Source organism: Streptomyces sp. NPDC046308, from assembly GCF_055588065.1.
Window position 1 is genome coordinate 75,805 of the sequence record NZ_JBVJFB010000008.1, and the last position, 25,251, is coordinate 101,055.

Genomic DNA, 25,251 nt, shown 5'->3' on the forward strand with positions numbered 1-25,251 from the left:
GGGGGGGGACGCAGCGATTCTCCTCTTCTTTTTTGTTTTTGTTGTGGTTTTTTTTTCCTGCGAGAAGGTCAGCCCTGTTCTCCGGGGTTCATCCCCCCCCCCCCCCCCCCCCCCCCCCCCTTGCCGCTGACCGCAGACAGGGAACACGAGTGAATCCTTCGCGCACTCGCACCACGTCCGTGCTTTCCGTTCTCGGAGCAGGTGGAGGGATCGGCACGCTCGGTGCGCTCGCGGGCACGTTCGACGGCCCGGTTCCGCACGTCGTGAACCTCGTGTTCTCCGCGGGATGGTCGTGGGCGTGCTTCGCCTTCCTGATCGGATACACCCGACCGTCGAAGACGGAGGCGGCCTGGCTGGCCTCTACGGCCCTGGCCGTCGGCGTGGTCGTCTACTACCTGCTCAAGTCCCTGAGCCCCGCCGCCCCGATCGGAATGACATCCGACGGAATGAGCAGCGAAGGCATATCCTCGGGAATTCTGATCTGGGGATTGTGCGCTTTTGTTTTCGGAGCCCCGATGGGACTCTTCGGGAATCTGGCACGGATTCCCGGCATCGGCGGACTTCCGTTCCGTCTTCTCGTTCCGCTCATCGTCTTCGTCGAGACCTCCGCCCGCCTGAAGGCGGAGGCGGACGCCGCGGGGCACTTCGTCGAAGTCACCTGGAGCACGATGCGTGTGATCGCCGTCGTGACCGCCGTGGCTCTCGTAGCGCACACGGTGTGGCGGTGGGCGCGCTCGGCGCGAAAGTCCGAGAGCCGGGCCTGACTCAGGTGCGCAGGGCCTGGATGAGCCAGGGGTACACCGGGAGCAGGTTCGGTACGACCTGCCAGCCGTTGACGATCCACACCAGCCGCCAGTACCGGTCCACTCGGGGATCGTGCGCTTCTTCGAACTGCTCGGCCATCCACTCCCGGAAGTCCCTGTCCGGGGTGCGTGCGAACACCTCGGCGAAACGGTGCACCAGGTCGTCGATGACGGGCACGCCCCGGTCGCTCCGCGGGTCGATGCCCGACTCCATCGCCTCGGAGACCTTCCGGCGGGTGAACTCCATCAGTTCGTCGCCGGCCGCGCTCTCGATGTCGAGCGGGCGCCCGGCGGCCTGCCGGCCCGCCGTCCGGCGCATCCGGGCCCGGAAGTCCTCGTCGCCCACCAGCTCGGCGAGTTCCACCCACGCGGCGACCTGCTCGCCGGACGGATCGTCGGGGAGGTCGGGAAGGGCCGCGCGGACCATGGCCGCCGCGGCGGGGTCGGCGTCCGCCGTGCCGAAGGTCCCCGGTGTCGTGGGGGTCCCGAAGGTGCCCTCGACGAAGTCGTCGGTCAACCGTCGGCGTTCCTCGCCGGACAACCGCGTGAGCCTGTGCATGAGCGTGATCTCCTCAGGGCTGGACCCGCCTGCGGCCACGGCTCGCAGAACGCTCCGGCGCCGTTGCAGCACCCGGATCTGGACGTCCGTGGCGTCGGCGTGCGCCGCGGCCACGTCCGCCACCGAGAGCTCCCGGTCCAGCACCCGCTGGACCGTGGCCAGGTCGATGCCCAGCTCGCGCAGGGTGCGCAGGAGTTCCAGACGAAGCAGTGCGTCGAGGTCGTAGAGCCGGTAGCCGGCGGGGGTTCGAGTGGTCGGCGCCACCACCCCGGCATCGGAGTAGAACCGGATGGTCCTCACGGGCAGTCCCGTCCGCCGGGAGAGCTCGCCGATCGAGAAGAGGGTCGTGGCGTCCATGTCCCCCACTCTGCTGTCTCCAGTCACTGGAGACTCAAGACGTTTCCCGTCCCGGCGGCAGTCAGGACTGCTTCGGCCTCATCTCGCGTACCGCCCGGTACAAGTTTCAATCTTCTATACGCTCGCGGAGCCCCTCACGTACCGTACCGCCCGAAGGACTCCACGTGACCTACGCTCCGTCGTACCCGCACCCGCCAGCGCCCGTACGGCGCTGGTGGCAGCACCCGGCACTGATCATCACCCTGCTGGTCCTCATACCGCCCGCCGGCATAGCCCTCGCCTGGCTCAGTCCGTGGAGCCAGGTGAAGAAGGTCGTCGCGACGGTCCTGGCGGGTCTCTGGTTCCTGACCCCGTTCCTGGGCGGTTCGCCGCAGAAGTCCGCCGCCGATGCCAAGCCGCAGCCGGCCGCCACCCAGCCGGTCGCCGCCGCGGCCACGCCGCCGAGCGCCCCGCCTGCGGCCACCGCCTCGACGGCGCCCGCCTCGACGGCGCCCGCGCCGACGAAGAGCGCGGACCCGGTGATGCCCGCCGTCGTGGGCAAGCCCTTCGGGGAGGCGGAGAAGGCCGTCGAGGACCTGATCGACAAGGAACTCGCCGCGTTCAGCGCGTACAACGACGTGGAGCTTCCCGCCGCCCACGCGGACTGGATCGCCTGCTTCCAGAGCCCCGAGGAGGGCACGCAGCTCCTTCCGCGGTACGCGGACACGAGCGTGCACCTCGTCGCGCCCGGCACGCGGTGTCCGGCCGAGCAGAACACCGACCTCCACCCGAAGCCCACGCCCACGCCCCCCACGGACGACGATGACGACACCTCGTCCGGCGGTACGGGCGGCGGGAGCGCCGGTACCGTCACCCCGGGCGCCTACTGCTCGACGTCCGGAGCGACCGGGATCGGCAAGACGAACGGCAAGCTCTACACCTGCAAGGGTCCGGGCCAGAAGCGCTGGCGTCTCTGACCCCGGGCCCGGCTACAGGGCGCCCCGCACGGTTCCTGCCGGGCGGGGCCGGAGGAGCGTGAGGCCGGCGGGCTGGTCGCGCGACGCGTTGGGGTCGGGCCGGGCTTCGCCATCACCTCGCCGTTCGCGCGTGCGTCGCGCACCGCGTGCTGCTCGCCTCGTGGACCGCCCGAGGCCCGGCAGGGCACGTCGGTATTCGGCCTGATGGGGCGGAACTCCTGGTCATACGTGTCGGGGGACCGGCAGAATCGGGCCTCCGGTACCGGATGAGGGAGCGGGCATGGCAGCTGGTGCGAACGCGGGGGCCGGTGCGGGGGCGGGGGTTCCCGAACTCGTCGGGGTTCCGCTGCTCGGGTCGCTCTTCGACCTGAAGTCGGACTCCCTCGGCACCTATCTGCGGGCGCAGCACCGGCACGGAGACCTCGTACGGGTCACCGCCGGTCCGCCCGGGATGCGGGCCGAGCTGTACTGCGTCTTCTCACCCGAGGGCGCCCAGCAGGTGCTCGCCTCCGACTCGGCCAACTTCCGCAAGGACAACGCCTTCTACCAGGAGGTCCGGGACTCCTTCGGGCAACGGGCTGCTGACCAGCCAGGACGAGGACTACCTGCGTCAGCGCCGGCTGGTGCAGCCCCTCTTCACCCGGCGCCGGGTCGACGGCTACGCCGGGGCCGTCGCCGCGGAGACCACCTCGGTCATCGCCGCGTGGGAGGAGGCCCCGGACGGCGTCGTCGACGTCTCCGACGAGATGACGCACCTTGCTCTGCGCGCCGTGGCCCGGATCCTCTTCGGTACCGACGTCGAGGCCACCGCCGACGTCGTGGCCCGGTGCTTCCCGGTCATCACGGACTACGTGCTGCGCCGCGGCTACTCCCCCGCCAACCTCCCGCGGCACTGGCCCACCCCGGGCAACAGGCGGGCGGCCGCCGCGATGGACGAGCTCTACGGGGTGTGCGACAAGATCATCGCCGAGCGGCGGGGCGGCCCCGGCCAGGACGCCGCCGGCCACGACGGTGGCGGCGACGACCTGCTGACGCTGCTCGCCACGGCCAGGAGCTCGGACGACGGGGAGTTCGACGCCGCCGAGCTGCGCGACCAGGTGCTGATCTTCCTGCTCGCCGGGCACGAGACGACCGCCACCTCCCTCTGTTTCGCCCTGCACCTGCTGGCGCGCCATCCCGGGGAACAGGACCGGGCCCGCGAGGAGATCTCCCGCGTGCTGGGTGACCGTACGCCCGAGGCCGCCGACCTGGACCGGCTCCCGTACCTCACCCGGGTGCTCAAGGAGGCCATGCGCCTGTACCCGGCCGCGCCGGTCATCGGCCGCAAGGCCGTCGTCGACACGAGGATCGGGGAGCACACCGTCCCCGCGGGCGCGGACGTGATCGTGGCGCCCTGGGTGACGCACCGCCATCCGGAGCACTGGCCGGACCCGGACCGCTTCGACCCCGAGCGGTTCACGCCGGAGGCGGAGGCGGCGCGGCCGCGCTACGCGTGGTTCCCCTTCGGCGGCGGTCCGCGCGCCTGCATCGGTCAGCACTTCTCCATGCTGGAGTCGGTGGTCGCGCTGGCGATGATCCTGCGGGCGTACGCGTTCGAGGCCGTGGACACCGAGATCCCGGTCGGGGCCGGAATCACCCTGCGCGCGGACGGCCCGGCACGCTGCCGGGTCCGTCGCGTGGCCGGGTAGCGGCGCCCGCGCAGAAGCGCCGGGCACCGGATCCGGCGCCGTACGGCACGGGATATCGAGGTGCGGGCGGTCAGAACGGGCCATAAGGTCGATGCCCGTGGAACCACTCAGTGAGAAACAGATCCGTGCGTCCTTCGTGAACTGCACCAAGGGCGAGGCCGCGCGGCTGCGCCTGCCGCTCGACTTCGCCGAACTGCCCTGGGAAGACCTGGACTTCCTCGGATGGGTGGATCCGGGTGCGCCGCTGCGGGCCCACCTCGTGCTGCCGCGGGAGGCGGGACCGCTGGGGATCTCCCTGCGCGTACCGTCCGTGGGCCGTACCAGCGCGGTGAAGTCCAGCCTGTGCCAGATCTGCCTGACGGGTCACGCGTCCTCGGGGGTCACCCTGCTCGCCGCGCCCCTGGCGGGCGCCCGCGGCCGCGAGGGCAACACGGTCGGCACCTACATCTGCGCCGACCTCGCCTGCTCCCTGTACGTACGCGGCAAGCGGCAGCCGAAGCTGCGGACCGGGGGCCACGAGGAGTCCCTGACCCTGGACGAGCGCCTCGCCCGCATGTCGGGCAACCTGGACGCCTTCGCGGCCCGCGTCACCGGCGCCGGGGTCACCGCGAGCTGACCCCGGCGGTCCCGCCGCGGTCCGGCCGCGGTCCCGAAGGAGACGGCCTCCCTAGGTGCGGTCCGCGGCCGGGACGTGGTTGCCCTGGAGGCGTTCGAGGTCCGAGGGGCGGACCTGGATGGCGAACAGCGCGATCGCCGCGCCGACCAGCGTGAACACCGCCGCCACGACGAAGGCCGCGCTGATGCCGGACGTGAGGATCTGGTCGCTCCACGGCTTCGGGACCTGGCCGGTCCGCTGGAAGGCCGCCCGCTGGGCCGGGGTGGCCGTGCCGAGGAAGCCGGCCACCTGGTCCTTCGCCTCGTTGCGGCTCGCCGTGCCGAAGACCGTCACCAGGATCGACAGGCCGAGGGAGCCGCCCACCTGCTGCATCGTGTTGAGCAGTCCGGACGCGGCTCCCGACTCCCGGTCGGCGACGTTGGACAGGGCCATCAGGGTCAGCGACACGAACTGCAGGCCCATGCCGAGGGCGAAGAGCAGCATCGGCCCCAGGATGCTGCCCAGGTACGTCGAGTGGACGTCCGTCTGCGTCAGCCAGCCGAGCCCGGCCGCCGAGGACAGGGCGCCGCCGACCATGAAGGGTTTGGGCCCGAACCTCGGGAGGAGTTGCGAAGTGAGCCCGGCGCCCAACGCGACCATCACGCTGACCGGGAGGAAGGCGAGGCCGGCCTGGATCGGGCTGAAGCCGAGCACGATCTGCACGAAGAGGGTCAGGAAGAAGAACATGCCGAAGATCGCGCAGGCGAGCATGAGCATGATCCCGTAGGTCCCGGCTCGGTTGCGGTCGGCGAACATGTGCAGCGGGGTGATGGGCTGGGGCGAGCGCCGCTCGTTCAGGATGAACAGGGTCAGCAGGACCACGGCGGCGCCGAAGGAGCCGAGGGTCACCGGGTCGCGCCAGCCCTCCTGGGAGGCCCGGATGAAGCCGTAGACCAGGGCGACCATGCCCAGGGTGGACAGCAGTGCGCCGGCGAAGTCGAAGTGTCCGGGATGGCGTTCGGACTCGTGCAGGACCTTCGTGGCCAGGACCGCGATCAGGATGGCGATGGGGACGTTGACGAAGAGCACCCAGCGCCAGTCGAGCCATTCGACGAGGATGCCGCCCGCGAGCAGGCCGATCGCGCCGCCGGCCGCCGAGACGCCGGCGAACACGCCGAAGGCCCGGTTGCGTGCGGGGCCTTCGCGGAAGGTGGTGGTGATCAGCGCGAGGGAGGTGGGGGAGGCGATGGCGCCGCCGACGCCCTGGAGGGCGCGGGCCGCCATCAACTGCCCTTCGTTCTGGGCGAGTCCGCCCAGGAAGGAGGCCAGGCCGAACAGCAGGACACCGAAGATGAAGACCCGTTTGCGGCCGAGGATGTCGCCGGTGCGGCCGCCGAGGAGCAACAGGCCGCCGAAGGCGAGCGTGTAGGCGTTGACGACCCAGGAAAGGCTTTCGGTGGAGAAGCCGAGCGCGGTCTGGATGTGTGGCAGCGCGATGTTCACGATCGTGATGTCGAGCACCACCATGAGCTGACAGGAGGCGATGACGAACAGGGCGAGTCCGTTGCCGCTCCCTCGGACCTTGCCATCGGTCCCGTTGCTGCTGGGCGTTGCGTTCGGGTCCACCCTTTCGACGCTAAGCCCGCGCTCCGGGGGTCACCACTCGAACAGCCTAGTGGTAGTGACATTGCACATGTCACACTACGATCATGGATGACTTCCTCAGGCTCTCCGCGAGCACGGCCCGCTTCTCCTACGGAGCCCCGCGCGCGTTCTCCTTCGGGGACGACGGCCGGCTCCTCTGGTTCCTCCGCTCCACCGGCCCCACCGACGCCTTCGACAGCCTCTGGGTGCTCGACACCGCCACCGGCGCCGAGACCCGGCTTGCCGATCCGCGCGAGCTGTGCCCCGAGCCGGGGGCCCTCCCGGACGCCGAGCGCCGGCTGCGCGAGCGGACCCGGCTCGTCGCCGCGGCGATCGGCTCGTACGCCCTCTCCGGGGACGGCCGGCACGCCGTCTTCGCACTGTACGGGCGGCTCTACGGGGTCACCGCCGCCGGAGACGGCAAGCCCGAGGAGATCCCGGCGGCCGGACCGGTCGTCGACCCGCGGCCCAACACCGACGGCTCGCGCACCGCGTACGTGGCCGACGACGCCCTGTACGTCACCCCGGGCGGCCGGGTCAGCCCGGACGACGGGGCCCGCTGGGGCCTCGCCGAGTTCGCCGCCGCCGAGGAGCTGGGCCGCTCCCGGGGCCACTGGTGGTCCCCGGACGGGGTCACCCTGCTGGCCGCCCGGGTCGACGAATCCGCCCTCCAGCGGCGGTACTTCGCCGACCCGGCGCGCCCCGAGCTGCCGGCCGAGGACTTCGCCTACCCCGAGGCGGGCGGGCCCAACGCCGACGTCCAGCTGTGGGTGCTGCGCGAGGGCTCGGGCGAGGGCGAGGGCTCGGGCGAGGCCCCGGCCCGGATCCGGCTCGACTGGGACGCCGAGACCTACCCCTACGTCTCCGACGCGGACTGGGAGTCCGCCGGGGAGATCCTGCTGACCGTCCAGGACCGGCTCCAGCAGAACGTGCTGCTGCTCTCCGCCGACCCGGCCACCGGCCGCACCACCGAACTGTCCCGCACCACGCACCCGCGGTGGGTGGACCCGGATCTCCCCGGCACCCCGGCCCGGCTGGCCGACGGGCGGATGCTGACCGCCGCCGACACCGAGGGCGGCGCCGCCCGGGCCCTCTCGGTGGACGGCCGGCTGCTCACCGGGGACGGGATCCAGGTCCGCCGCGTGGCCGGGGTCCACCAGGACCGGCTGCTGATCGAGGCCGGCCTGCGCGACCCCGCCGAGCAGCAGGTGCTGCTGCTGGACCCGGCCACCGGCGAACTGACCCCGGTGGCCGACGGGCCCGGCGTGCACAGTGTCCAGGCCTCGGCCGGGACCCTGCTGCTGACCTCGGCCGATGCCGACGGGGTCCGGCGCACCCTGCGCACCCCCGACGGGCGGGAGTTCACCCCGGCCGACCTGTCCCAGCCGCTGCCCTACCGGACCGCGCCCCTCCTGGAGCGGGTCACCGAGCACGGCGTCCCCACCGCCCTCGTGCTGCCCCGCGACCACGCGCCCGGCCGGAAGCTGCCCGTCCTGATGGACAGCTACGGCGGCCCCGGCATGCAGGACATCACCGCCGACCCGCGCCGCTGGCAGCTCCGCCAGTGGTGGGCCGACCAGGGCTTCGCGGTGGTGACCGTCGACAACCGCGGGACCCCGCACGTCTCCCCCGCCTACGCCCAGGCGATGTACCGCGGCTTCTCCGAGGTCACCCTGGACGACCAGGTCGCGGCCCTCCACGCGCTCGCGGCGCGCCACGGCGACCTCGACCTCGGCCGGGTGGGAGTGCGCGGCTGGTCCTACGGCGGCTACCTCGCGGCCATGGCGGTGCTGCGCCGCCCTGACGTCTTCCACGCGGCGGCGGCCGGCGCCGCGCCGACGGACTTCCGGCACTACGACACCGCGTACACGGAGCGGTACCTCGGCCTCCCGCAGGAGCACCCGGACGTCTACGAGCGTGACTCGCTCATCCCCGACGCCCCCGGCCTCTCCCGCCCGCTGCTGCTGATCACGGGCCTGGCCGACGACAACGTCCACCCCTCGCACACCCTGCGCCTCTCGCAGGCCCTGACCGACGCGGGCCGCCCCCACCAGCTGCTGGCCCTGCCGGGCGTCACCCACATGACCCCGGACGGCACCCGCGAGAAGCTGATGGCCCTGGAACTGGAGTTCTTCCGCCGCGAACTGGGCTGACGCGAACGGGCCGAGTACGGCCGCGGACAGCGGGAGGGGCCCCGGAGACGCCATTGTCTCCGGGGCCCCTCCCCTTCCCCGGGTCCCCGTCAGTCGCCGGGGAAGTGGCAGGCCACCTCGCGGGCGGCGGTGGGGCGGAGCAGGGGGCGTTCGGTGCGGCAGATCGGCTGTGCCTTGGGGCAGCGGGGGTGGAAGGTGCAGCCGGGGGGTGGAGCGGCCGGGCTCGGCGGGTCGCCGAGCAGCACGATCCGCTCCCGCCGCCGTTCCGCCGCCGGGTCGGGCAGCGGGACGGCGGACAGCAGCGCCCGGGTGTACGGGTGCTGCGGGTTCTCGTAGAGGGACTTCTTGTCCCCGATCTCGACGATCCGGCCGAGGTACATGACGGCGACTCTGTCGCTGACGCGTTTGACCACCGACAGGTCGTGGGCGATGAACACGTAGGCCAGGCCCAGTTCGGCGCGCAGCCGCTCCATCAGGTTGACGATCTGGGCCTGCACGGAGACGTCCAGCGCGGAGACCGGCTCGTCGGCGACGATCAGCCGGGGGCTGGTGGACAGTGAGCGGGCGATGCCGATGCGCTGGGCCTGGCCGCCGGAGAACTCGTGCGGGTAGCGGTCGATGTGCTCGGGGATCAGCCCGACGAGCTCCATCAGCTCGGCGGCGCGGCGGCGGGCGTCCGCCACGCTCCAGCCCTGTACCAGCAACGGGTCGGAGATGATCCGGGCAACGGTCTGGCGCGGGTTCAGCGAGGAGTGCGGGTCCTGGAAGACCATCTGGATGTGCTTGCGCAGCGGCCGCATGCCGGACGGGGAGAGGCGGCTGATGTCCTCGCCCTCGAAGGCGATCCGGCCCGAGGTGGGTTCCAGCAGCCGCACCAGCATCCGCCCGGTGGTGGACTTCCCGCAGCCCGACTCCCCGACCAGACCGAGGGTCTCGCCGACCGCCAGGTCGAAGGAGATCCCGTCGACCGCGCGCACGGGCGCCCCCCGGCGCCCGGTCACGGATCGTCGGCCGGGGAAGGTCATGGTGAGGTCCCGCACGGACAGCAGCGGGGTGGCGGTGCCTCGTCCCGGGTTCCCGGGTGCGGCCGTGGCGGGCGGGCTCGGCGTCGTCGTCTCGGTCATCGGGCCGCCTCCTCGACGGTACGGGCCGGGGCCCCGGCGAAGTGGCAGGCGACCGTCCGCTCCGGTCCGTCCCCGTACGCCGCCGGCTCGGGCCGTACGTCGGTGCAGCGCGCGGCCGCCCGGGGACAGCGCGGGGCGAAGGCGCAGCCGGGGGCCGGTGCGAGCAGGGACGGCGGGGAGCCGGGGATGAAGGGCAGCGGCTCGTCGTCCGCGGTGTCGAGGCGGGGCAGCGAGTCGAGCAGGCCCCGGGTGTAGGGGTGGGCGGGGTCGGCGAACAGTGCGTCGGCCGGCGCCTGTTCGGCGGCCCGGCCGCCGTACATGACCAGTACGTCGTGGGCGACGCGGGCGACGACGCCCAGGTCGTGGGTGATCAGCACGACGCCGAGTCCGCGCTCCTGCTGGATCCGGGCGATGAGTTCGAGGATCTGCGCCTGCACGGTGACGTCCAGGGCGGTGGTCGGTTCGTCGGCGATCAGCAGGTCGGGCTCGCAGGCCAGGGCCATGGCGATCATCGCCCGCTGCCGCATGCCGCCGGAGAACTGGTGCGGGTACTCCCGTGCGCGCCGGGCCGGTTCCGGGATGCCGACCTCGCCGAGCATGTCGACGGCGCGTTTGCGGGCGGCGGCCCGGCCGGCCTTGAAGTGCACCCGGAAGTGCTCGGCGATCTGCTCGCCGACCGTGTAGTAGGGGTGCAGGCTGGACAGCGGGTCCTGGAAGATCATGGCGATCCGGCGGCCGCGGACGCGGGAGAGCTCCCGCTCGGACAGGGTGGTCAGTTCCCGTCCGGACAGCCGCACGGAGCCGCCCACCTCGACCGTGCCCCGGTGCAGGCCCATGACGGCGAGCGAGGTGACGGACTTGCCCGAGCCCGACTCGCCGACGATGCCGAGGGTGCGTCCCGCCTCGACGGTGAACCCGATCGAGTCGACGGCCCGTACGGTCCCGCGCTCGGTGGTGAACGTGACGCGCAGGTCGCGCACTGCGAGGAGCGGAGCGGCGGTGTCGGCTGCCATCAGTACCTCACTCTCGGGTCGATGACGGCGTACAGGACGTCGACCAGGAGGTTGGCGACGACGATGAAGAAGGCGGCGAGCAGGGTGACCCCGAGGACCACGGGCTGGTCGGAGCTGACGAGGGCGCCGTAGAACAGCCGCCCGATGCCGGGGAGTCCGAAGATGGACTCGGTGATGACGGCTCCGGCGAGCAGGCCGCCGAGGTCCATGCCGAAGATGGTGAGGATCGGGGTCATCCCGGAGCGCAGACCGTGTTTGACGACGACGGTCCGTTCGGGCATGCCCTTGGCGCGGGCGGTGCGGATGTAGGGCTCGGCCATCGCCTCGATCATCGAGCCGCGGCTCTGGCGCGCGTACATGGCGGCGTACAGCAGGGCGAGCGCGGTCCAGGGCAGGAGCAGGTTCGAGGCCCAGGCGAGCGGGTCGTCGGTGAAGGCCTGGTAGGTGGGGTAGGGCAGGAGGCCGGCGATGCGGATGACCCCGTAGATGAGCATCACCGAGGTGAAGTACACGGGCAGCGAGGCGGCGGCGACCGCCCCGACCATCAGGGCCCGGTCGGTGGCGGTGTCCTTGCGCAGGGCGGCGGTCACCCCGGCGCCCAGCCCCAGGACCAGCCACAGGACGGCGGCGCCGACGGCGAGGGAGGCGGAGACCGGGAGGCGGTCCATGAGCAGGTCCCAGACGGGCAGGGAGTTCTCGTACGAGTAGCCGAGGCACGGGAAGTCGCAGGCGACGGCGTACTGTCCGGTGCCGAGGGTGCGGCCGGTGAAGATGCCGGTCAGGAAGTCGGCGAACTGCCGCCACAGGGGCTGGTCGAGGCCCAGGTACGTCCGTACGTCGGCCAGGCGCTCGGCGCTGCAGGTCTTGCCGCAGGCGGCCGCGGCCGGGTCGGCGGGCAGGACGTAGAAGATGAGGAAGGTGACGGCGGCGATGGCGAGGAGCACCCCGGCGAGGGCGAGCAGCCGGCGGGCGAGGTAGGCGATCACGTGCGGCCGCCCCTCGGGTCGAGGATGTCGCGCAGGGCGTCGCCGAGCAGGGTGAAGGCGAGGACGGCGAGGAAGAGGAAGACGCTGGGGATGACGAAGTACATGGGGTCGGTCTCGTAGTAGGCGACGGACTCGGCGATCATCTGGCCCCAGGAGGGGGTGGGCGGGCGGACTCCGACGCCGAGGTAGCTCAGGGCGGCCTCGGTGCTGATCATCCCGGGGATGAGCAGGGTGGTGTAGGCGATGACGGGGCCCGAGACGCCCGGGAGGATGTCGCGGGTCAGGATCCGCCAGGGGCCGGCGCCGCCCACACGGGCGGCGTCGACGTACTCGCGGTGCTTGAGGGAGAGGGTCTGGCCGCGGACGACGCGGGCGACGCCGGGCCAGCCGAAGACTCCGATGACGGAGGTCATGAGGACGATCCGGTTGACGTCCTTGGCCACGGACAGCATCGCGATCATGAAGATCAGCGAGGGGAAGGACATGGTGAGGTCCATGAGCCGGGACAGGACCGCGTCGGTGCGGCCGCCGAAGTAGCCGGCGGCGATTCCGGCGGCCGTGCCGGCGAGGACGACGATGGCGGTCGCGGCGAAGGCGATGAGCAGGGAGACCTGCGCGCCGTGGACCACGCGGGCGAACAGGTCGCGGCCGGTGACGGGTTCGACGCCGAGCCAGTGCTCGGGGCTGATCCCGCCGAGGGAGCCGAGGGGCTGTCCGCCGAGGTAGGGGTCGATGGCTGACTTGTCGAACTCTTCCGGGGACCAGCCGCCGAGGGCTCCCAGCCAGGGGGCGGTCGCGGCCATCAGGACGAAGAGGAGGACGACGCAGAGGCTGACGCGGACGGCGGGGCGGCGGCGGAGCTCGCGCCGGGCGAGCTGCCAGGGGCTGCTGCCGGTGGCCGCCGCGGGCCGGGCCGGGGCGGCATCGGGGGCCCGGGCCGTGCCGGGGGCCGGGGTGCCGCCCGGGGCGGGTGCGCTGGCGGGGGCCGGGGTGCTGCCCGGGGCGGGTGCGCTGGCGGGGGCCGGTGCGCTGTCGACGGCGTGGGCGGCGCCCGGGGCCGGGGGGCCGTCTGGGCCCCGGGGTGCCCTGTCGTCCGGGACCGGTGCGGTGGGGGTCATGGCTGCGGGGATCCCTCGGGCCCTCAGCCCTGGCTCTTCGAGGGGTCCTTGAGGCCGACCGTCGCGTAGTCGATCTCGCCGGTCCACACCGGGTGGCCGAACGCGCCGGCGATGTTGGGGCCGACGAGCAGCGGCTTGCGCTCCAGCAGGACCGGGATGGACGGGGACTTCTTCATGAGCTCCGCGTCCAGGTCGATCCAGGCCTGGTTGGCCTGCTTCGCGTCGGCCATGTTGTTGATCTCGTCGATCCGCTTGATGGTCGCCTCGTCGCGGAACTGGCTGTAGTTGCCCTGGTTGCCCTTGTCCTTGATGGTGCGTCCGTCGAAGACGAAGGGGATCCAGGTGGAGCCGGACGGGTAGTCGGGGCACCAGCCGGTGAAGGTCATGTCGGGGGTGGTGGAGAGGTCGCCGATGACGTCGTAGTACGCGCCCGGGTCGACGGTGTCGATGACGACCTCGATGCCCGCGCGGGACAGGCCCTGCTGGATGGCCTCGGCGGCGCCCTTGTCGCCGGTGGAGACGGACAGGGAGACCTTCAGCTTCTCCTTGCCGGCGGCCTTCAGCAGCTCCTTGGCCTTGGCCGGGTCGCCGGCCGGGGCGATCTTCAGCGTGTCGGCCTGCTTGCCGCCGGTCAGGGCCGGGGGCAGGTAGGCGGTGGCGATCTCGTTGAGGGCCGGGCCGCCGCCGGCGGTGACCACGGCCTCCTTGTCGACGGCGTACTGCATGGCCTCGCGGACCTTGGGGTCGTCGAACGGGGCGCGGGAGTTGTTGAGGAAGAGCATCTCGGTACAGCCCTTGGACTCCGCGATCAGGCGCGCCTTGACCTCCGGCTTGGGCAGCACCTTGGGGGCGCTCTCGGGGCGCATGTCGGCGTACTGGACGGTGGAGGCGTCGGCGCCCTCGCCGGCGATGATGCGGTCGTCGACCTGGCCGCCCTTGAGGCCCATGACGACGACGAACTTGTCGGGGTAGGCCTTGCGCACGGTGTCGGTCTTCGCGTCCCAGTGCTCGTTGCGGACCAGGACCAGCTTCTTGTCCCGGTCGTACGACTCGATCTTGTACGGGCCGGAGGAGAACGGGCGGGCGTCGTACTGGGTTCCCTTCTCCTGGGACTGGGGCACGGGCGAGAAGGTCGGCAGGGTGGCCGTCGCGGAGAACTCGGCGACGGGGCGCTTGAGTTCGAAGACGATCGTGCGGTCGTCGGGGGTCTTGACGGAGTCGAGGTGCTGCCCCTGGAGCGGGCCCTTGTAGCCCTCGGTCCCGGCCAGGTACTGGGCCGCGTAGTCGGGGCCGCCCGTGAGGTCGGGGGCGAAGGAGCGCTCGACGTTGTACTTCACGTCCTGGGCCTTGACCGGGGTGCCGTCCTCGTACTTCACGCCCTCCTTGAGGGTGAAGGTCCAGGTGCGGCCGCCGTTGGAGGGGGTGCCGAGGTCGGTGGCGAGGTCGGGGACCAGCTCGCTGCCGGCCTTGCCCGGCTCGGCCTTGAAGGTGACGAGGGTGCGGTAGAGGAGGCGCGTGCCGAAGTCCATGGTCGGCATGACCCAGTTGCGGGCGGGGTCGAGGTGGGCGAAGTCCTGGTTGGACAGGACGGTGAGGGTGCCGCCCTTGACCGGGGTGCCGCCGAGGATCTTGCCGTCGTTGGCGGCGGCGGGGTTGGACGCGCCGCCGCCGGCGGAGCCCTTCTTGGGGTCGGAGCAGCCCGAGGCGCCGAGTGCGAGTGCTGCCACCAGGGCGGTGGCGAGGGCGAGTTGGGTGCGCTTGGTCATGGGTCACTCCAGTGAAGGGCCGCGCTCTAGGATGTGACGGGTAACATAGTAATGTGAAATTGTACTGACAAGAGGTTGAGCGGCCCGTTATCCAGCCGTGTCCAAATCCCGCCGGCCTACGCGGTGTTGGGGCGCGGGCCCGCCCCGGAGGGACGGGCCCGCTGTCAGATCGCGGCGGACCGGTGGCTGCCGCCCGCCCTGGAGACCGGAGCCGCCGTCCGTCTACAGGCCGGAGCCGAGGCCGCCCGGGGTGCGCCCGACCGGTTCGTCGCGGCCCTGGGCCCAGAGCGAGCGGACGTGGCCGAGGTGGCGGACCATGCAGGCCTCGGCCGCCGCGGCGTCGCCGCTGATCATCAGGTCGAGCAGCTCGATGTGCTCCTCGGCCGAGGAGACGAGCTTGCCGGCCTCGTCCAGGCCGGTCAGCCCGTACAGCCGGGACCTCTTGCGCAGGTCGCCGACGGTCTCGACGAGCCGGTCGTTGCCCGCCAGGGCCAGCAGGGACAGATGGAAGCGGCGGTCCGCCTCCAGGTAGCCGATGAGGTTGTGCTCGCGCGCGCTGGTGACGATCTCCTCCGCGATCGGCCGCAGCGCTTCCAGCTGCTCCGTCGTGGCGATCTTCGTGATCCGGCCGATGGTCGGCACCTCGATCATCGTGCGCAGTTCGGTGAACTGGTCCAGGTCGCGCTCGCTGACCTCGGTGATCCGAAAGCCCTTGTTGCGGACCGGCTCGACCAGTCCCTCCCGGGCCAGATCGAGCATGGCCTCGCGCACCGGGGTGGCCGAGACGCCCAGTTCGGCCGCGAGGCCGGGCGCCGAGTAGACGCTGCCGGGGCGCAGCTCACCCGCTATCAGGGCGGCTCGGAGTGCGTGGCCGACCTGGTCGCGGAGCCGTTCCTGGGCCTTGATGAGACTGTGCTGCTTCAGGTCACCCATTGCATTTCCTCCGAGACCCCACCACCGACGCGCAGAGGAACAGCGTACAATGTCACGTTGCGCTGCTCACACTCCGGCGGCCTCCCACAGCGCGACCGCCACGGCGAGATCTTCCCAGGCCATGCCCACGCTCTTGAAGAGCTGTGGACAACTCTGCGCTCCGCCCGCCGGCATCCGCCCCGCGACCAGGTCGGCGAGGGTGCCGGTGATGTGGCCGGGCCCGATCGCCCCCTCCGCCTCCGGGACCAGCAGATCGCCGGCCTCCCGCAGGGCCGCCGCCCGGGATTCCACGTACACGGCCGCGCGTCGCACGAGGGCCGTGTCCGTCTCCCGGGCGGTCGGCTCGTGCGAGCCCACGGCGACGACGGTGGCGTCCGGGCCGACGAGGCGCCCGTCGAAGAGGGGTTCCCGGGCGGTGGTGCAGCAGATCACCAGATCCGCGTCGGCCACCGCCTTCGGGGTGCCGGTCCGGGCGGGCAGACCCAGGCCGTGGGCGTGCGCGGCGAGCCGCTCCCCGCCCGCCGGGTCGCGGGCGACCACCACCACCTCGGCCAACTCCCGCACCGTCAGGGCCGCTTCGAGGTGCCCGTACGCCTGGGGGCCGGAGCCGAAGAGCACCAGCCGCAGCGGCCGGCCGACCGGAGCCAGGTGGCGCAGCGCCAGGGCGGAGACGGCCGGTGTGCGCAGGGTCGTCAGGGCGGCTCCGTCGAGCAGGGCCAGCGGGCGCAGGGTGGGCCCGTCCAGCAGCAGGTAGGAGCCGGTGATCCGGGGCAGCCCGCGGGCCGGGTTGCCGGGCGCCACCCCGGCGATCTTCACCCCGGCGTACGCGCCGGACGTGGCCGGCATCAGCAGCAGTTCGCCGCCGCCCGGTACGGCGAGCGCGACGCGCTGCGGGCAGCTCTCCGGGTCGAGGCCGCCGCGCAGGGCGGCGGCCAGGGCCTCGGTCGCCCCGGCCGGGGTGAGCAGGGCGGCCATCTCCTGGGCGCCGAGCCGGCGCACGCCGCCGGCAGCGGGCCCCTTCACAGGGAGAACCCGTTGCCGAGGGCGTCGTGCGGGTCGAGCACGAAGGCGTGTTCGCCGGTGCGGTAGGCGGTGCCGGTGACCTCGGTGACCCCGCCGTCCAGCATCCGTCCGGTGAACATCGTGCCGGTGAGCGATTCGTGCAGCAGGTCCTCGCCGGGGCCGATCCGCCCGTCCTCCGCGAGCAGCGCGAGCCGCGTCGAGGTGCCGGAGCCGCAGGGCGAGCGGTCGATCTGGCCGTCGGCGAACACGGTGACGTTGCGCTGGTGCGGCCCGAACGGCGTGTCCGGGAGCTCCTCGTGGAGGATCACCCCGTACACCCCGGACAGCAGCGGACCGTCGGGGTGCCAGGTGGCGGGGTGCGCGGCGAGCGCGGCCCTGATCTCCTGGCCCGCCCGGACCAGGGCGGGCAGGGAGGACCGGGAGACGTCCAGGCCGAGGTCGCGGGCGCGGACGGAGGCGTAACAGGCCCCGGCGTACGCGATGTCCGCCTCGGCGAGGCCGAGGGTGGTGGCGACGGGGACCTTGCGGGCGCCCACCCGGGCCGGCACGTTGCGGAAGGTGACCCCGGTGGTGCGGCCGCCGTCCCGGTGCACGGTCGCGGTGACCCGCCCGGACGGTACGTCGACGCGCACCTGGACGTCGCCGTGGTCCGGGGCGGCGACCCGGCCGGTGTCCACGGCCCAGGCCCCGAGGGCCATGGTGCCGTGGCCGCACGCGGTGGAGTAGCCGTCCTTGTGCCAGAACAGCACGCCGAAGTGGGCCCCGTCGTCGTCGGCCGGGACCACGAACCCCCCGTACATCCCGGCGTGTCCGCGCGGCTCCTGCACGAGCAGGCGCCGTACGTCGTCGAGCGCGCCCCGGCGCGGGGCGGTCCCCGAGCCTCCCGGGCCGATGGCGGTGGCGCAGCGCTCGGCGACGGTGTCCCCGGGCACGGCCGGGCCCTGCGCGCCGCAGTCGACGATCCGGAAGGGCTCGCCGGCGGTGTGGTAGTCCACCGTTCGGACGGTGATCACAGGAGGAAGCCTCCGGGGAAGGGGTCGGCCGGATCGAGGAAGTACTGGGCGGTGCCGGTGATCCAGGCGCGGCCGGTGACCGTGGGCACCACGGCCGGGAGCCCGCCGACGGAGGTCTGCGCGACCAGCCGCCCGGTGAACTCGGTGCCGATGAAGGACTCGTTGACGAAGTCCGTGCCGAGTTCCAGGAGGCCGCGGGCGTGCAGCTGGGCCATCCGTGCGCTGGTGCCCGTACCGCAGGGTGAGCGGTCGAACCAGCCGGGGTGGATGGCCATGGCGTGCCGGGAGCGGCGGGCGTCGGAGCCGGGGGCGGCGAGGTAGACGTGCTTGACCCCGGCGATGGAGGGGTTCTCGGGATGGACGGGCCGGTCGTCGCCCGCGTTGATCGCGTCCATGACCGCGAGTCCGGCGGCGAGCAGGTCGTCCCCCCGGGCGCGGTCGAAGGGGAGGCCGAGGGCGTCGAGTTCGACGAAGGCGTAGAAGTTGCCGCCGTAGGCCAGGTCGTAGGTGACCGTGCCGAAGCCGGGGACCTCGGCCTTGAGGTCGAGGCCGACGCTGAAGGAGGGGACGTTGGTGAGGGTGACGGCGGTGGCCGCACCGTCCTCGACGCGGACGTCGACGCTCACCAGTCCGGCGGGGGTGTCGAGCCGGACGGTGGTGACCGGCTCGACGACGGGCACCATGCCGGTCTCGACGAGGACGGTGGCGACGCCGATGGTGCCGTGCCCGCACATGGGGAGCAGGCCGGACACCTCGATGTAGAGGACGCCGAAGTCGGCGTCGGGGCGGGTGGGGGGCTGCAGGATGGCGCCGCTCATCGCGGAGTGCCCGCGCGGCTCGTACATGAGCAGGGTGCGGACGTGGTCCGTGTGCTCGATGAAGTGGAGCCGCTTCTCGGCCATGGTGGCGCCGGGGATCACCCCGACTCCCCCGGTGATCACCCGGGTCGGCATGCCCTCGGTGTGCGAGTCCACCGCGTGGTAGACGTGGCGCGTACGCATCTGGCGTCCCTCCGGTCGGTTAGTTGAGGCCCTCGGCGAGGGCCTTCTCGGTGGCGGCGCGGACGGCCGCCTCGGTGTCGCCGGTGAGCGGGAAGCGGGGCGGGCGGGTGGCGCCGCCGGGGCGTCCGGCCAGGTCCATGGAGAGCTTGATGGCCTGGACGAACTCGGTCTTGGAGTCCCAGCGCAGCAGCGAGTGCAGGGACTTGTAGAGCGGAAGCGCGGTGGTGAGGTCCCCGGCGACGGCGGCCCGGTAGAGGGTGGCGCAGGACTGCGGCAGCGCGTTGGGGTAGCCGGCGATCCAGCCGACGGCGCCCGCGAGGGCGAGCTCGAGCAGGACGTCGTCGGCGCCGATGAGCAGGTCGAGGCCGGGGGCGAGTTCGGCGATCTCGTAGGCGCGGCGCACGTCGCCGCTGAACTCCTTCACGGCGACGACGGAGCCGTCGGTGTGCAGTCGGGCGAGGAGGGCCGGGGTCAGGTCCACCTTGGTGTCGTACGGGTTGTTGTACGCGACGACGGGAAGTCCGGCGCGGGCGACCTCGGCGTAGTGGGAGCGTACGGTCTCCTCGTCGGCCCGGAAGGCGTTGGGCGGCAGGAGGAGTACGGAGCCGGCGCCTGCCTCGGCGGCCTGCTCGGCCCAGCGGCGGGCCTCGGCGCTGCCGTAGGCGGCGACGCCGGGCATCACGCGGGCGCCGTCGCCGGCGGCCTCGACGGCGGTGCGCACGACCCGTGCGCGCTCCTCGTCGGTAAGCGTCTGGTACTCCCCGAGGGAGCCGTTGGGGACCACGCCGTCGCAGCCGTTGGCGATCAGCCAGGCCACGTGTTCGGCGTAGGCGTCGTAGTCGACGGTGAGGTCCTCGCGCAGGGGGAGTGCGGTGGCGACCATGATGCCGTGCCAGGGGCGGGTGCGGGTGTCCGTACCGGCGGTGGGCGCGGGGGTGTGCGCGTCGGTCATGAGAGAGCTCCCTAGAGTGGTGTGTGACATTTTACTAGTGGGTGTGGAGCGGCCACAAGGGGCCGGACCGCCCGATCAGCCGTCCGACGGGGGCAGTTGCGCGAGGTGGCGCAGCGGGACCGGGCAGGACAGGGGCCGTCGGTCGGGTCCGGGTTCGCCGCCGGCGAGGGCGGCGACGGCCGGTCCGCACATGCGGCCCTGGCACCAGCCCATTCCGGAGCGGGTGAGGAGTTTGACCGTACGGGCGTCCCGCGCGCCCAGATCGGCGACGGCCTCGCGGATCCGGCCGGCCGGAACCTCCTCGCAGCGGCACACGACGGCGTCGTCGCGGAGCCAGCCGGTCCAGCCGTCGCCGGGGCGGTGGGCGGCGCCCATGGCCTCGGCGAAGCCGCGCAGGCGGGTGCGGCGGCCGGCGAGGGCGGCGGGCGCGGGCCGGCCGGCGATGGCGTGGGCGGCGATCTCCCCCTCGACGAGGGCCAGTTGGGCGCCGCCGATGCCGCCGGTCTCGCCCGCGGACCAGATCCCGGGGACGGAGGTGCGCTGCTCGGCGTCCAGCGCCAGCGCGACGGTGCCGTCGGCGGACCGGCGGGTGGCGCAGCCCAGCCCGGTCGCCAGCTCCAGCTGCGGGACGAGCCCGTGCCCGACGGCGAGGGCGTCGCAGGGGATCCGGCGGGCGGTACCCGGCAGCGGCCGCCAGTCCCGGTCGAGCCGGGCCACGGTGACGGCCTCGACCCGGTCGGTGCCGTGGGCCTCGGTCACGGCGTGCCGGGTGAGGAGGCGGATGCGGCGGCGCACGAGGGCGCTGCCGTACGTGGCGGCCTCGCCGAGCTTGCCGGGGTTGCGGAGCAGGGCGGGGAGGTGGCCGGCGTACGCGGTGTACGCGGCGGCTTCGACCACGGCCGGCACCCGGGCCCCGGCGGCGGAGAGGGAGCCGGCGACGGCGAGCAGCAGCGGGCCGCTCCCGGCGACGACGACCCGTCTGCCCGGCAGCACGAGCCCGCCCTTGAGCATGGCCTGGGCCCCGCCGGCCCCGACCACCCCGGGCAGGGTCCACCCGGGGAAGGGCAGTTGCCGTTCGTACGAGCCGGTGGCGAGGAGCACGGCCCGGGCGCCCAGGGAGGCGGCGGCCTCCTCGGGACCGGCGACGGCGTGCAGGGTCCAACCGGGGCCGCCGTCCGGGACCACGGTCCAGACGTGGTGGGCCGGGAGGTACGTGATCCGGCCGGCCGACTCGTGGGCGCGCAGGGCGGCTTCGCGGCGGGCGAAGTCGGCCCAGCCGTGGTGCAGGGCCTCGGGGCGGGCGGCGCCCAGGCCCGGGGCGGGGTGACGGTAGTACTGCCCCCCGGGGCGGTCCCCGGCGTCGAGCACGGCGACGCGCAGGCCGAGCCCGGCGGCCGTGACGGCCGCGGCGAGCCCGGCCGGCCCGGCCCCGACGACGGCGAGGTCGAAGGGGGGGCCGGCCGGGGCGGAGCCGGTGAAGGCGGCGGGGTCAGACGGTGAGGTCGGCACGGCCGGTTCCCTCCTGGGTGGTGACGGTGTCCCCCGGGCGGGCCGGGACCAGGCAGGCGCGCTGGTTCGGGCGGCCGTTGACGGTGACGAGGCAGTCGTAGCAGCTGCCGATCCCGCAGAACGCGCCGCGCGGGGCGCCGCCCTCGCGGGTGGTCCGCCAGGCCAGGATCCCGGCGCTCCAGAGCACGGCGGCGACGCTCTGGCCCGCCTGGGCCGTGAGCTCGCGGCCGTCGAAGCGCAGGACGTACGTGGCCGAGGGGGCTCCGCCGACGAGGCTGCGCGGGGTGTGGCTCATCGGCGGTTCTCCTCGGGCGCGGTGCGGGTGGTGGGCGCGGGCCGGTACCGGGTCGCGCTGCGCGTGCCTTCCGCTCGGACCGTCATCGGGCCGGGTCCTGGTCGAAGCGGGCCGGGTGGAACGGGCCCGTGGGGAGCGGCGGTTCGGCGCCCGTCAGGGCGGCGGTGATCAGGACGCCGGTGGCCGGGGCCAGGCCGATGCCGGCTCCCTCGTGGCCGCAGGCGTGCAGGAGGCCCGGGCACCGGGGGTCGGGGCCGATCGCCGGGAGGTGGTCCGGGAGGTAGGGGCGGAAGCCGTGGTAGGTGCGCAGGACCCGGACGTCGGCCAGCACCGGGAAGAGCGCCGCCGCCTGCGCGGCCAGCCGGCGCAGGGCCTCCGTCGAGAGGGAGCGGTCGAAGCCGACCCGCTCGCGGGTGGCGCCGATCAGGACCGGGCCCGAGGGGGTGCCCTCGACCACCGCCGAGGACTGCAGGGCGGCGGAGCCGCTGGCGACGTCCGCGATGTAGTCGGCGGCGTAGACCTTGTGCCGGACCAGTCGCGGCAGCGGCTCGGTCACCAGGACGAAGCCGCGGCGCGGGAGGACCGGCAGGGTGACCCCGGCCAGCTCGGCGATGCGGCCGCCCCAGGTGCCGGCCGCGTTCACCACGGCCGGGGCCAGGAGTTCGCGGCGCGGGGTGCGCACGCCCCGTACGGCGCCCCGGTCCAGCAGGACGCCCGTCACCTCCTCGCCGAGGTACGTCTCGGCGCCGGACGCGGCGAGCAGCCGCGCCGCCGCCTGGGCCGGCTGGACCTGGGCGTCCTGCGGGTAGTGGAACCCGCCCGCCAGGCCCGGGGCCAGGTGCGGCTCCAGCTCGTGCAGGGCGTCGCCGGGTACCTCGACCGCGTCGACCCCGGCCTTGCGCTGGCCCTCGGCGAAGCTCCGCAGGGCCCGCACCGTGGTGTCGTCCGGGGCGACGACGAGGCCGCCCTTGGGCTCGTACTCGATCGCGGGCGGGAGGACCGCGGCGAGTTCGGTCCAGAGCCGGGTGGACAGGAGGGCCAGGTCGAGTTCCGGTCCCGCCTCCTTGTCGGAGACGAGCAGGTTGCCTTCGCCGGCGCCCGTGGTGCCGCCCGCGACGGCCCCGCGGTCGACCACGGCCACGGTGAGCCCGGCGCGGGCCGCGTAGTAGGCGCAGGCCGCACCGACGACGCCGGCGCCGATGATGACGGCGTCCAGGGAGTGTCTCTTGAGCACGGCAGTAATATGTCACATTCTTTATTGGCTGCCCAGACCTGCCCGGACCGGTCCCGCACCCTCCTCGGCGCGGGACCGGTCCGGTGCCCGGTCAGCTGCGGAGCGGTCCCTCACAGCTGTAACCCGAGGTGCCCGCCTTGTGGTTGGTCCAGATCTCCAGCGGACCGAAGGAGCAGTTCATGTCGGCGAGGTTGTTGGAGGCCGCGCCCGCCCGGTCGAGGATGAAGTAGTCGACCGTCTCCGACATGTCCTTGAAGTTCTGGTCGTCGCTGCGCCAGTTCTTCAGGTTCGCCGTGATCCGGCCGGTACAGGTGAACCGACGCTTGCCGGCGTCGCCGTTCTCCACGCAGTCCGGGGTGTTGTACGTGGCCGTGGCGAAGGCCGACTTCACCGACGCGAGCGCGGAGTCGCGCAGCCGGTCGTTCGGGGTGAAGGAGGTGTCCGGCACGTAGAGCTGGTCGACCTTGGCGATCTGCGCGTCCAGGAAGCGGTCGTAGTCGCGCTGGAGGTAGGTGTCTGCGCCCATCCGGTGGCGCCAGGAGTCGTACGCCGCCACGTCGTTGGCCCGCAGGTGGGTGTACATCTCACGCAGCAGGGTGGGCTTCTCCGTCCACAGGAACTCGAAGAAGGTGCCGGCGTAGCTGTAGAAGCGGAAGCCGTCACCGTCGTAGGTGGCGTTCAGCAGCTGCTCGACGCTCATGCGCGGGCCGCCGCCCGAGGTGTCGTTGATGACGCTCTTCACGAGGGACTTGCGGACGGCGACGCCGTTGTCGCGGGTGGCGCCGTCGAAGAACTCGGCGGTGCCCTCGTCCATGGCGGTGGTGCGGTCGCCCTCGTACCAGGGGCCCTCGCCGAAGAAGCCGGGGACGGCGTAGCGGCCGTTGAGGTAGTGCGTGTACTCGTGGCGGAAGAGCTCTTCCAGGGTCAGGGAGGAGTCCTGCGGGACGCGGCGCTGGTAGGTGTAGAAGGTGGCGCCGTTCTCGATGTAGATGCCGCCGTTGTTGGTGCCGTAGCCGGTCAGGATCGGGTGGTAGTTCACGTAGTCGGCGCGGGAGGCGTAGAGCACGATGTTGAGCGTGGTGTTGGGGTCGCCCGCGAGCGGCTGCTCGGTGCCGAGCACGCGGTGGTACTGGGCCTTGACCTGCTTGCTCGCGTAGTACAGCTGGTCGACGGTGGCCCGGTCCAGGGCGGTGCGGACCTTGATGGCGCCGTTGTCGTAGGAGTAGGTGTAGGGGAAGAGCTGCTTCTCGATGTCCTCCTTGCACACCCCGTACGGCTTGCACGCCTCGTAGAAGTTCAGCCAGGAGACCAGCTTGGCCCACTGCTCGCTGCCGTCGCCGAAGCCGGCCTTGACGGGCCCCAGCAGCGTCCCGAGGTCGGCGGCGATCTGGCCCCGCAGGCCGTCGACCTGGCCGAAGCGGCCGTACTCGCCGAGCGCGTCGCGGGCCACCCATGCGTTGCCGGTCCCCTTGAGGTGGGTGTAGCCGGCGAAGGCCTTGAAGGCGGCGCGGTAGGCGGGGTCGGCGGAGACTGCGGCGTGGAAGGCGGTGTCCTCGTTGCCCGGGTAGACGCCGAGGTAGTTGGTGGAGAGCGCGGCGAGGACGGCGCCGGCCCAGGTGGCGTCGAGGTGGGTGGCGGGGTGGGCCGGATCCATGGTGGCCAGGACCTTCTTGATGAGCCCGAGCTGGTGCTGGCGCAGGCCGGGGCCCGCGGCGTAGAGGGCCTCGCGCAGCGTGCGGGCGTTGGAGGGGGTGACGTCGAAGGTCCGCGCGGCGTTGCCGAAGTCGTCGATGGCCTTGCGGGTCGCGGCGACGGTCGGGGCGTCGGTGACGTCGATCTCGTCGCGTGAGAAGTTGTGGTAGGCGACCGCGTGCAGGTACGTGAACATCTCCTCCAAGTGGGAGGAGTTGCGGCCGTCGTGGGCGGCGGCCAGGGCGGATATCCGGCGGGCGACGGCCTGGACGTGCGCGTCCGACATCACCGGGGCCAGGCGGGCGTCCCAGGTCCAGATGAGACCGCGCAGGCAGCCGTCGGCGAGGACGGCCTGGTCGCCGAGGAAGTCGGCGAACTGCTCCGGGGTGAGGTTCGTGATCCCGTCGAGGGTGCAGGGGACGCCTGCGGCGACGCTCTTCGCGGTGGGGGCCGCCTTGGCCGCCTTGCCGCGCTTCTCCAGGTCGTCGACGGGCGCGGCGGCGGTCGCGGCGCCCGGCACCTGGCCGGTGAGGGCCTGTCCGCCGGGGGCCGGGGCGGGCGCCGGGGCGTTGTCCTTCGCGTGGGCGAGACGGTCGACCTCGTCGAACGGGTTCCCCGTGGGCCCGGGGGCGGGAGCGGTCCGGGCGGCGGCGAAGGGCGCCGGCGCCGCGGACTCGGCGGCCTGCGTCGTGGCCTGCCCCGCGGTGGCGAGGAGGGTCACGGCCACGGCGGAGGCGAGGAGGGAAGAGCGCACAGCTCTGTGCTTGAGCACCGAGGACTCCTGTGGGGGAGAGAGGTGAGGTGGGGGGTGGTGCGTGAACTGCCCTGCGTCACACG

General features: G+C 73.0%; 20 protein-coding genes and 1 pseudogene. 5 read left to right on the forward strand and 16 right to left on the reverse strand.

Going from position 1 to position 25,251, the window contains the following annotated elements:
- The first annotated feature begins 149 nt into the window (after positions 1-149).
- Positions 150-764 (forward strand): hypothetical protein, encoded by a 615-nt coding sequence (locus tag ACZ6JT_RS28435; protein ID WP_469214027.1) that lies wholly within the window; start codon positions 150-152, stop codon positions 762-764.
- A gap of 1 nt (position 765) precedes the next feature.
- Here the strand turns inward: ACZ6JT_RS28435 and ACZ6JT_RS28440 are convergent, their stop codons facing one another.
- On the reverse strand, positions 766-1,719 hold the full coding sequence (locus ACZ6JT_RS28440; RefSeq protein ID WP_469214028.1) for a MerR family transcriptional regulator: 954 nt from the start codon (positions 1,717-1,719) through the stop codon (positions 766-768).
- A gap of 164 nt (positions 1,720-1,883) precedes the next feature.
- Between ACZ6JT_RS28440 and ACZ6JT_RS28445 the strand changes: the two genes are divergently transcribed.
- The 3 genes and pseudogenes from ACZ6JT_RS28445 to ACZ6JT_RS28455 all read left to right on the forward strand — a co-directional run bounded on the left by ACZ6JT_RS28445 (position 1,884) and on the right by ACZ6JT_RS28455 (position 4,979).
- Positions 1,884-2,675, forward strand: a complete 792-nt coding sequence (locus tag ACZ6JT_RS28445) for a hypothetical protein (protein ID WP_469214029.1) — start codon at positions 1,884-1,886, stop codon at positions 2,673-2,675.
- Between the two features lie 280 nt (positions 2,676-2,955).
- Positions 2,956-4,363: pseudogene (locus ACZ6JT_RS28450) on the forward strand (cytochrome P450).
- A gap of 97 nt (positions 4,364-4,460) precedes the next feature.
- Positions 4,461-4,979 (forward strand): FBP domain-containing protein, encoded by a 519-nt coding sequence (locus ACZ6JT_RS28455; RefSeq protein WP_469214031.1) that lies wholly within the window; start codon positions 4,461-4,463, stop codon positions 4,977-4,979.
- A gap of 51 nt (positions 4,980-5,030) precedes the next feature.
- Here the strand turns inward: ACZ6JT_RS28455 and ACZ6JT_RS28460 are convergent, their stop codons facing one another.
- Complete coding sequence (locus ACZ6JT_RS28460) at positions 5,031-6,584, reverse strand: MFS transporter (RefSeq protein ID WP_469214033.1); 1,554 nt, start codon at positions 6,582-6,584, stop codon at positions 5,031-5,033.
- A gap of 83 nt (positions 6,585-6,667) precedes the next feature.
- On the opposite strand from ACZ6JT_RS28460, the gene ACZ6JT_RS28465 reads away from it, so the two are divergent.
- Positions 6,668-8,755 carry a S9 family peptidase gene (locus tag ACZ6JT_RS28465; protein ID WP_469214034.1) on the forward strand — a complete coding sequence of 696 codons (2,088 nt, stop codon included), beginning with the start codon at positions 6,668-6,670 and terminating at the stop codon, positions 8,753-8,755.
- A gap of 89 nt (positions 8,756-8,844) precedes the next feature.
- Here ACZ6JT_RS28465 and ACZ6JT_RS28470 read toward each other — a convergent pair whose 3' ends face one another.
- From ACZ6JT_RS28470 to ACZ6JT_RS28535, 14 genes are all read right to left on the reverse strand, one after another.
- The gene (locus ACZ6JT_RS28470) at positions 8,845-9,879 is read right to left on the reverse strand and encodes an ABC transporter ATP-binding protein (RefSeq protein ID WP_469214036.1); all 1,035 of its coding nucleotides are present in this window, start codon (positions 9,877-9,879) and stop codon (positions 8,845-8,847) included.
- Entirely contained in the window at positions 9,876-10,892 is a 1,017-nt protein-coding gene (locus ACZ6JT_RS28475) for an ABC transporter ATP-binding protein (protein ID WP_469214038.1), read from the reverse strand. The genes ACZ6JT_RS28470 and ACZ6JT_RS28475 overlap by 4 nt, the downstream gene beginning before the upstream one ends.
- On the reverse strand, positions 10,892-11,878 hold the full coding sequence (locus ACZ6JT_RS28480) for an ABC transporter permease (RefSeq protein WP_469214040.1): 987 nt from the start codon (positions 11,876-11,878) through the stop codon (positions 10,892-10,894). The genes ACZ6JT_RS28475 and ACZ6JT_RS28480 overlap by 1 nt, the downstream gene beginning before the upstream one ends.
- Positions 11,875-12,996, reverse strand: a complete 1,122-nt coding sequence (locus ACZ6JT_RS28485; protein WP_469214042.1) for an ABC transporter permease — start codon at positions 12,994-12,996, stop codon at positions 11,875-11,877. The genes ACZ6JT_RS28480 and ACZ6JT_RS28485 overlap by 4 nt, the downstream gene beginning before the upstream one ends.
- Positions 12,997-13,019: 23 nt before the next feature.
- Entirely contained in the window at positions 13,020-14,762 is a 1,743-nt protein-coding gene (locus ACZ6JT_RS28490) for an ABC transporter substrate-binding protein (RefSeq protein ID WP_469214044.1), read from the reverse strand.
- Between the two features lie 222 nt (positions 14,763-14,984).
- Positions 14,985-15,695: a GntR family transcriptional regulator gene (locus ACZ6JT_RS28495; protein ID WP_362799643.1), complete on the reverse strand. Its 711-nt coding sequence runs from the start codon at positions 15,693-15,695 to the stop codon at positions 14,985-14,987.
- 66 nt (positions 15,696-15,761) lie between these two features.
- On the reverse strand, positions 15,762-16,670 hold the full coding sequence (locus tag ACZ6JT_RS28500; RefSeq protein WP_469214435.1) for an ornithine cyclodeaminase family protein: 909 nt from the start codon (positions 16,668-16,670) through the stop codon (positions 15,762-15,764).
- Between the two features lie 44 nt (positions 16,671-16,714).
- The gene (locus ACZ6JT_RS28505; protein WP_469214046.1) at positions 16,715-17,731 is read right to left on the reverse strand and encodes a proline racemase family protein; all 1,017 of its coding nucleotides are present in this window, start codon (positions 17,729-17,731) and stop codon (positions 16,715-16,717) included.
- Positions 17,728-18,732: a proline racemase family protein gene (locus ACZ6JT_RS28510; protein ID WP_469214048.1), complete on the reverse strand. Its 1,005-nt coding sequence runs from the start codon at positions 18,730-18,732 to the stop codon at positions 17,728-17,730. The genes ACZ6JT_RS28505 and ACZ6JT_RS28510 overlap by 4 nt, the downstream gene beginning before the upstream one ends.
- Positions 18,733-18,751: 19 nt before the next feature.
- The gene (locus ACZ6JT_RS28515; RefSeq protein ID WP_469214050.1) at positions 18,752-19,684 is read right to left on the reverse strand and encodes a dihydrodipicolinate synthase family protein; all 933 of its coding nucleotides are present in this window, start codon (positions 19,682-19,684) and stop codon (positions 18,752-18,754) included.
- Between the two features lie 75 nt (positions 19,685-19,759).
- Positions 19,760-21,193, reverse strand: coding sequence for an FAD/NAD(P)-dependent oxidoreductase (locus ACZ6JT_RS28520; RefSeq protein ID WP_469214051.1), 1,434 nt, complete (start codon positions 21,191-21,193; stop codon positions 19,760-19,762).
- Complete coding sequence (locus tag ACZ6JT_RS28525; protein WP_385808864.1) at positions 21,174-21,488, reverse strand: (2Fe-2S)-binding protein; 315 nt, start codon at positions 21,486-21,488, stop codon at positions 21,174-21,176. Before ACZ6JT_RS28525 ends, ACZ6JT_RS28520 begins: the two co-directional genes overlap by 20 nt.
- An 82-nt stretch (positions 21,489-21,570) precedes the next feature.
- The gene (locus tag ACZ6JT_RS28530; protein ID WP_469214052.1) at positions 21,571-22,722 is read right to left on the reverse strand and encodes an NAD(P)/FAD-dependent oxidoreductase; all 1,152 of its coding nucleotides are present in this window, start codon (positions 22,720-22,722) and stop codon (positions 21,571-21,573) included.
- 91 nt (positions 22,723-22,813) lie between these two features.
- Entirely contained in the window at positions 22,814-25,186 is a 2,373-nt protein-coding gene (locus ACZ6JT_RS28535; RefSeq protein WP_469214053.1) for a collagenase, read from the reverse strand.
- Between the last annotated feature and the right edge of the window lie 65 nt (positions 25,187-25,251).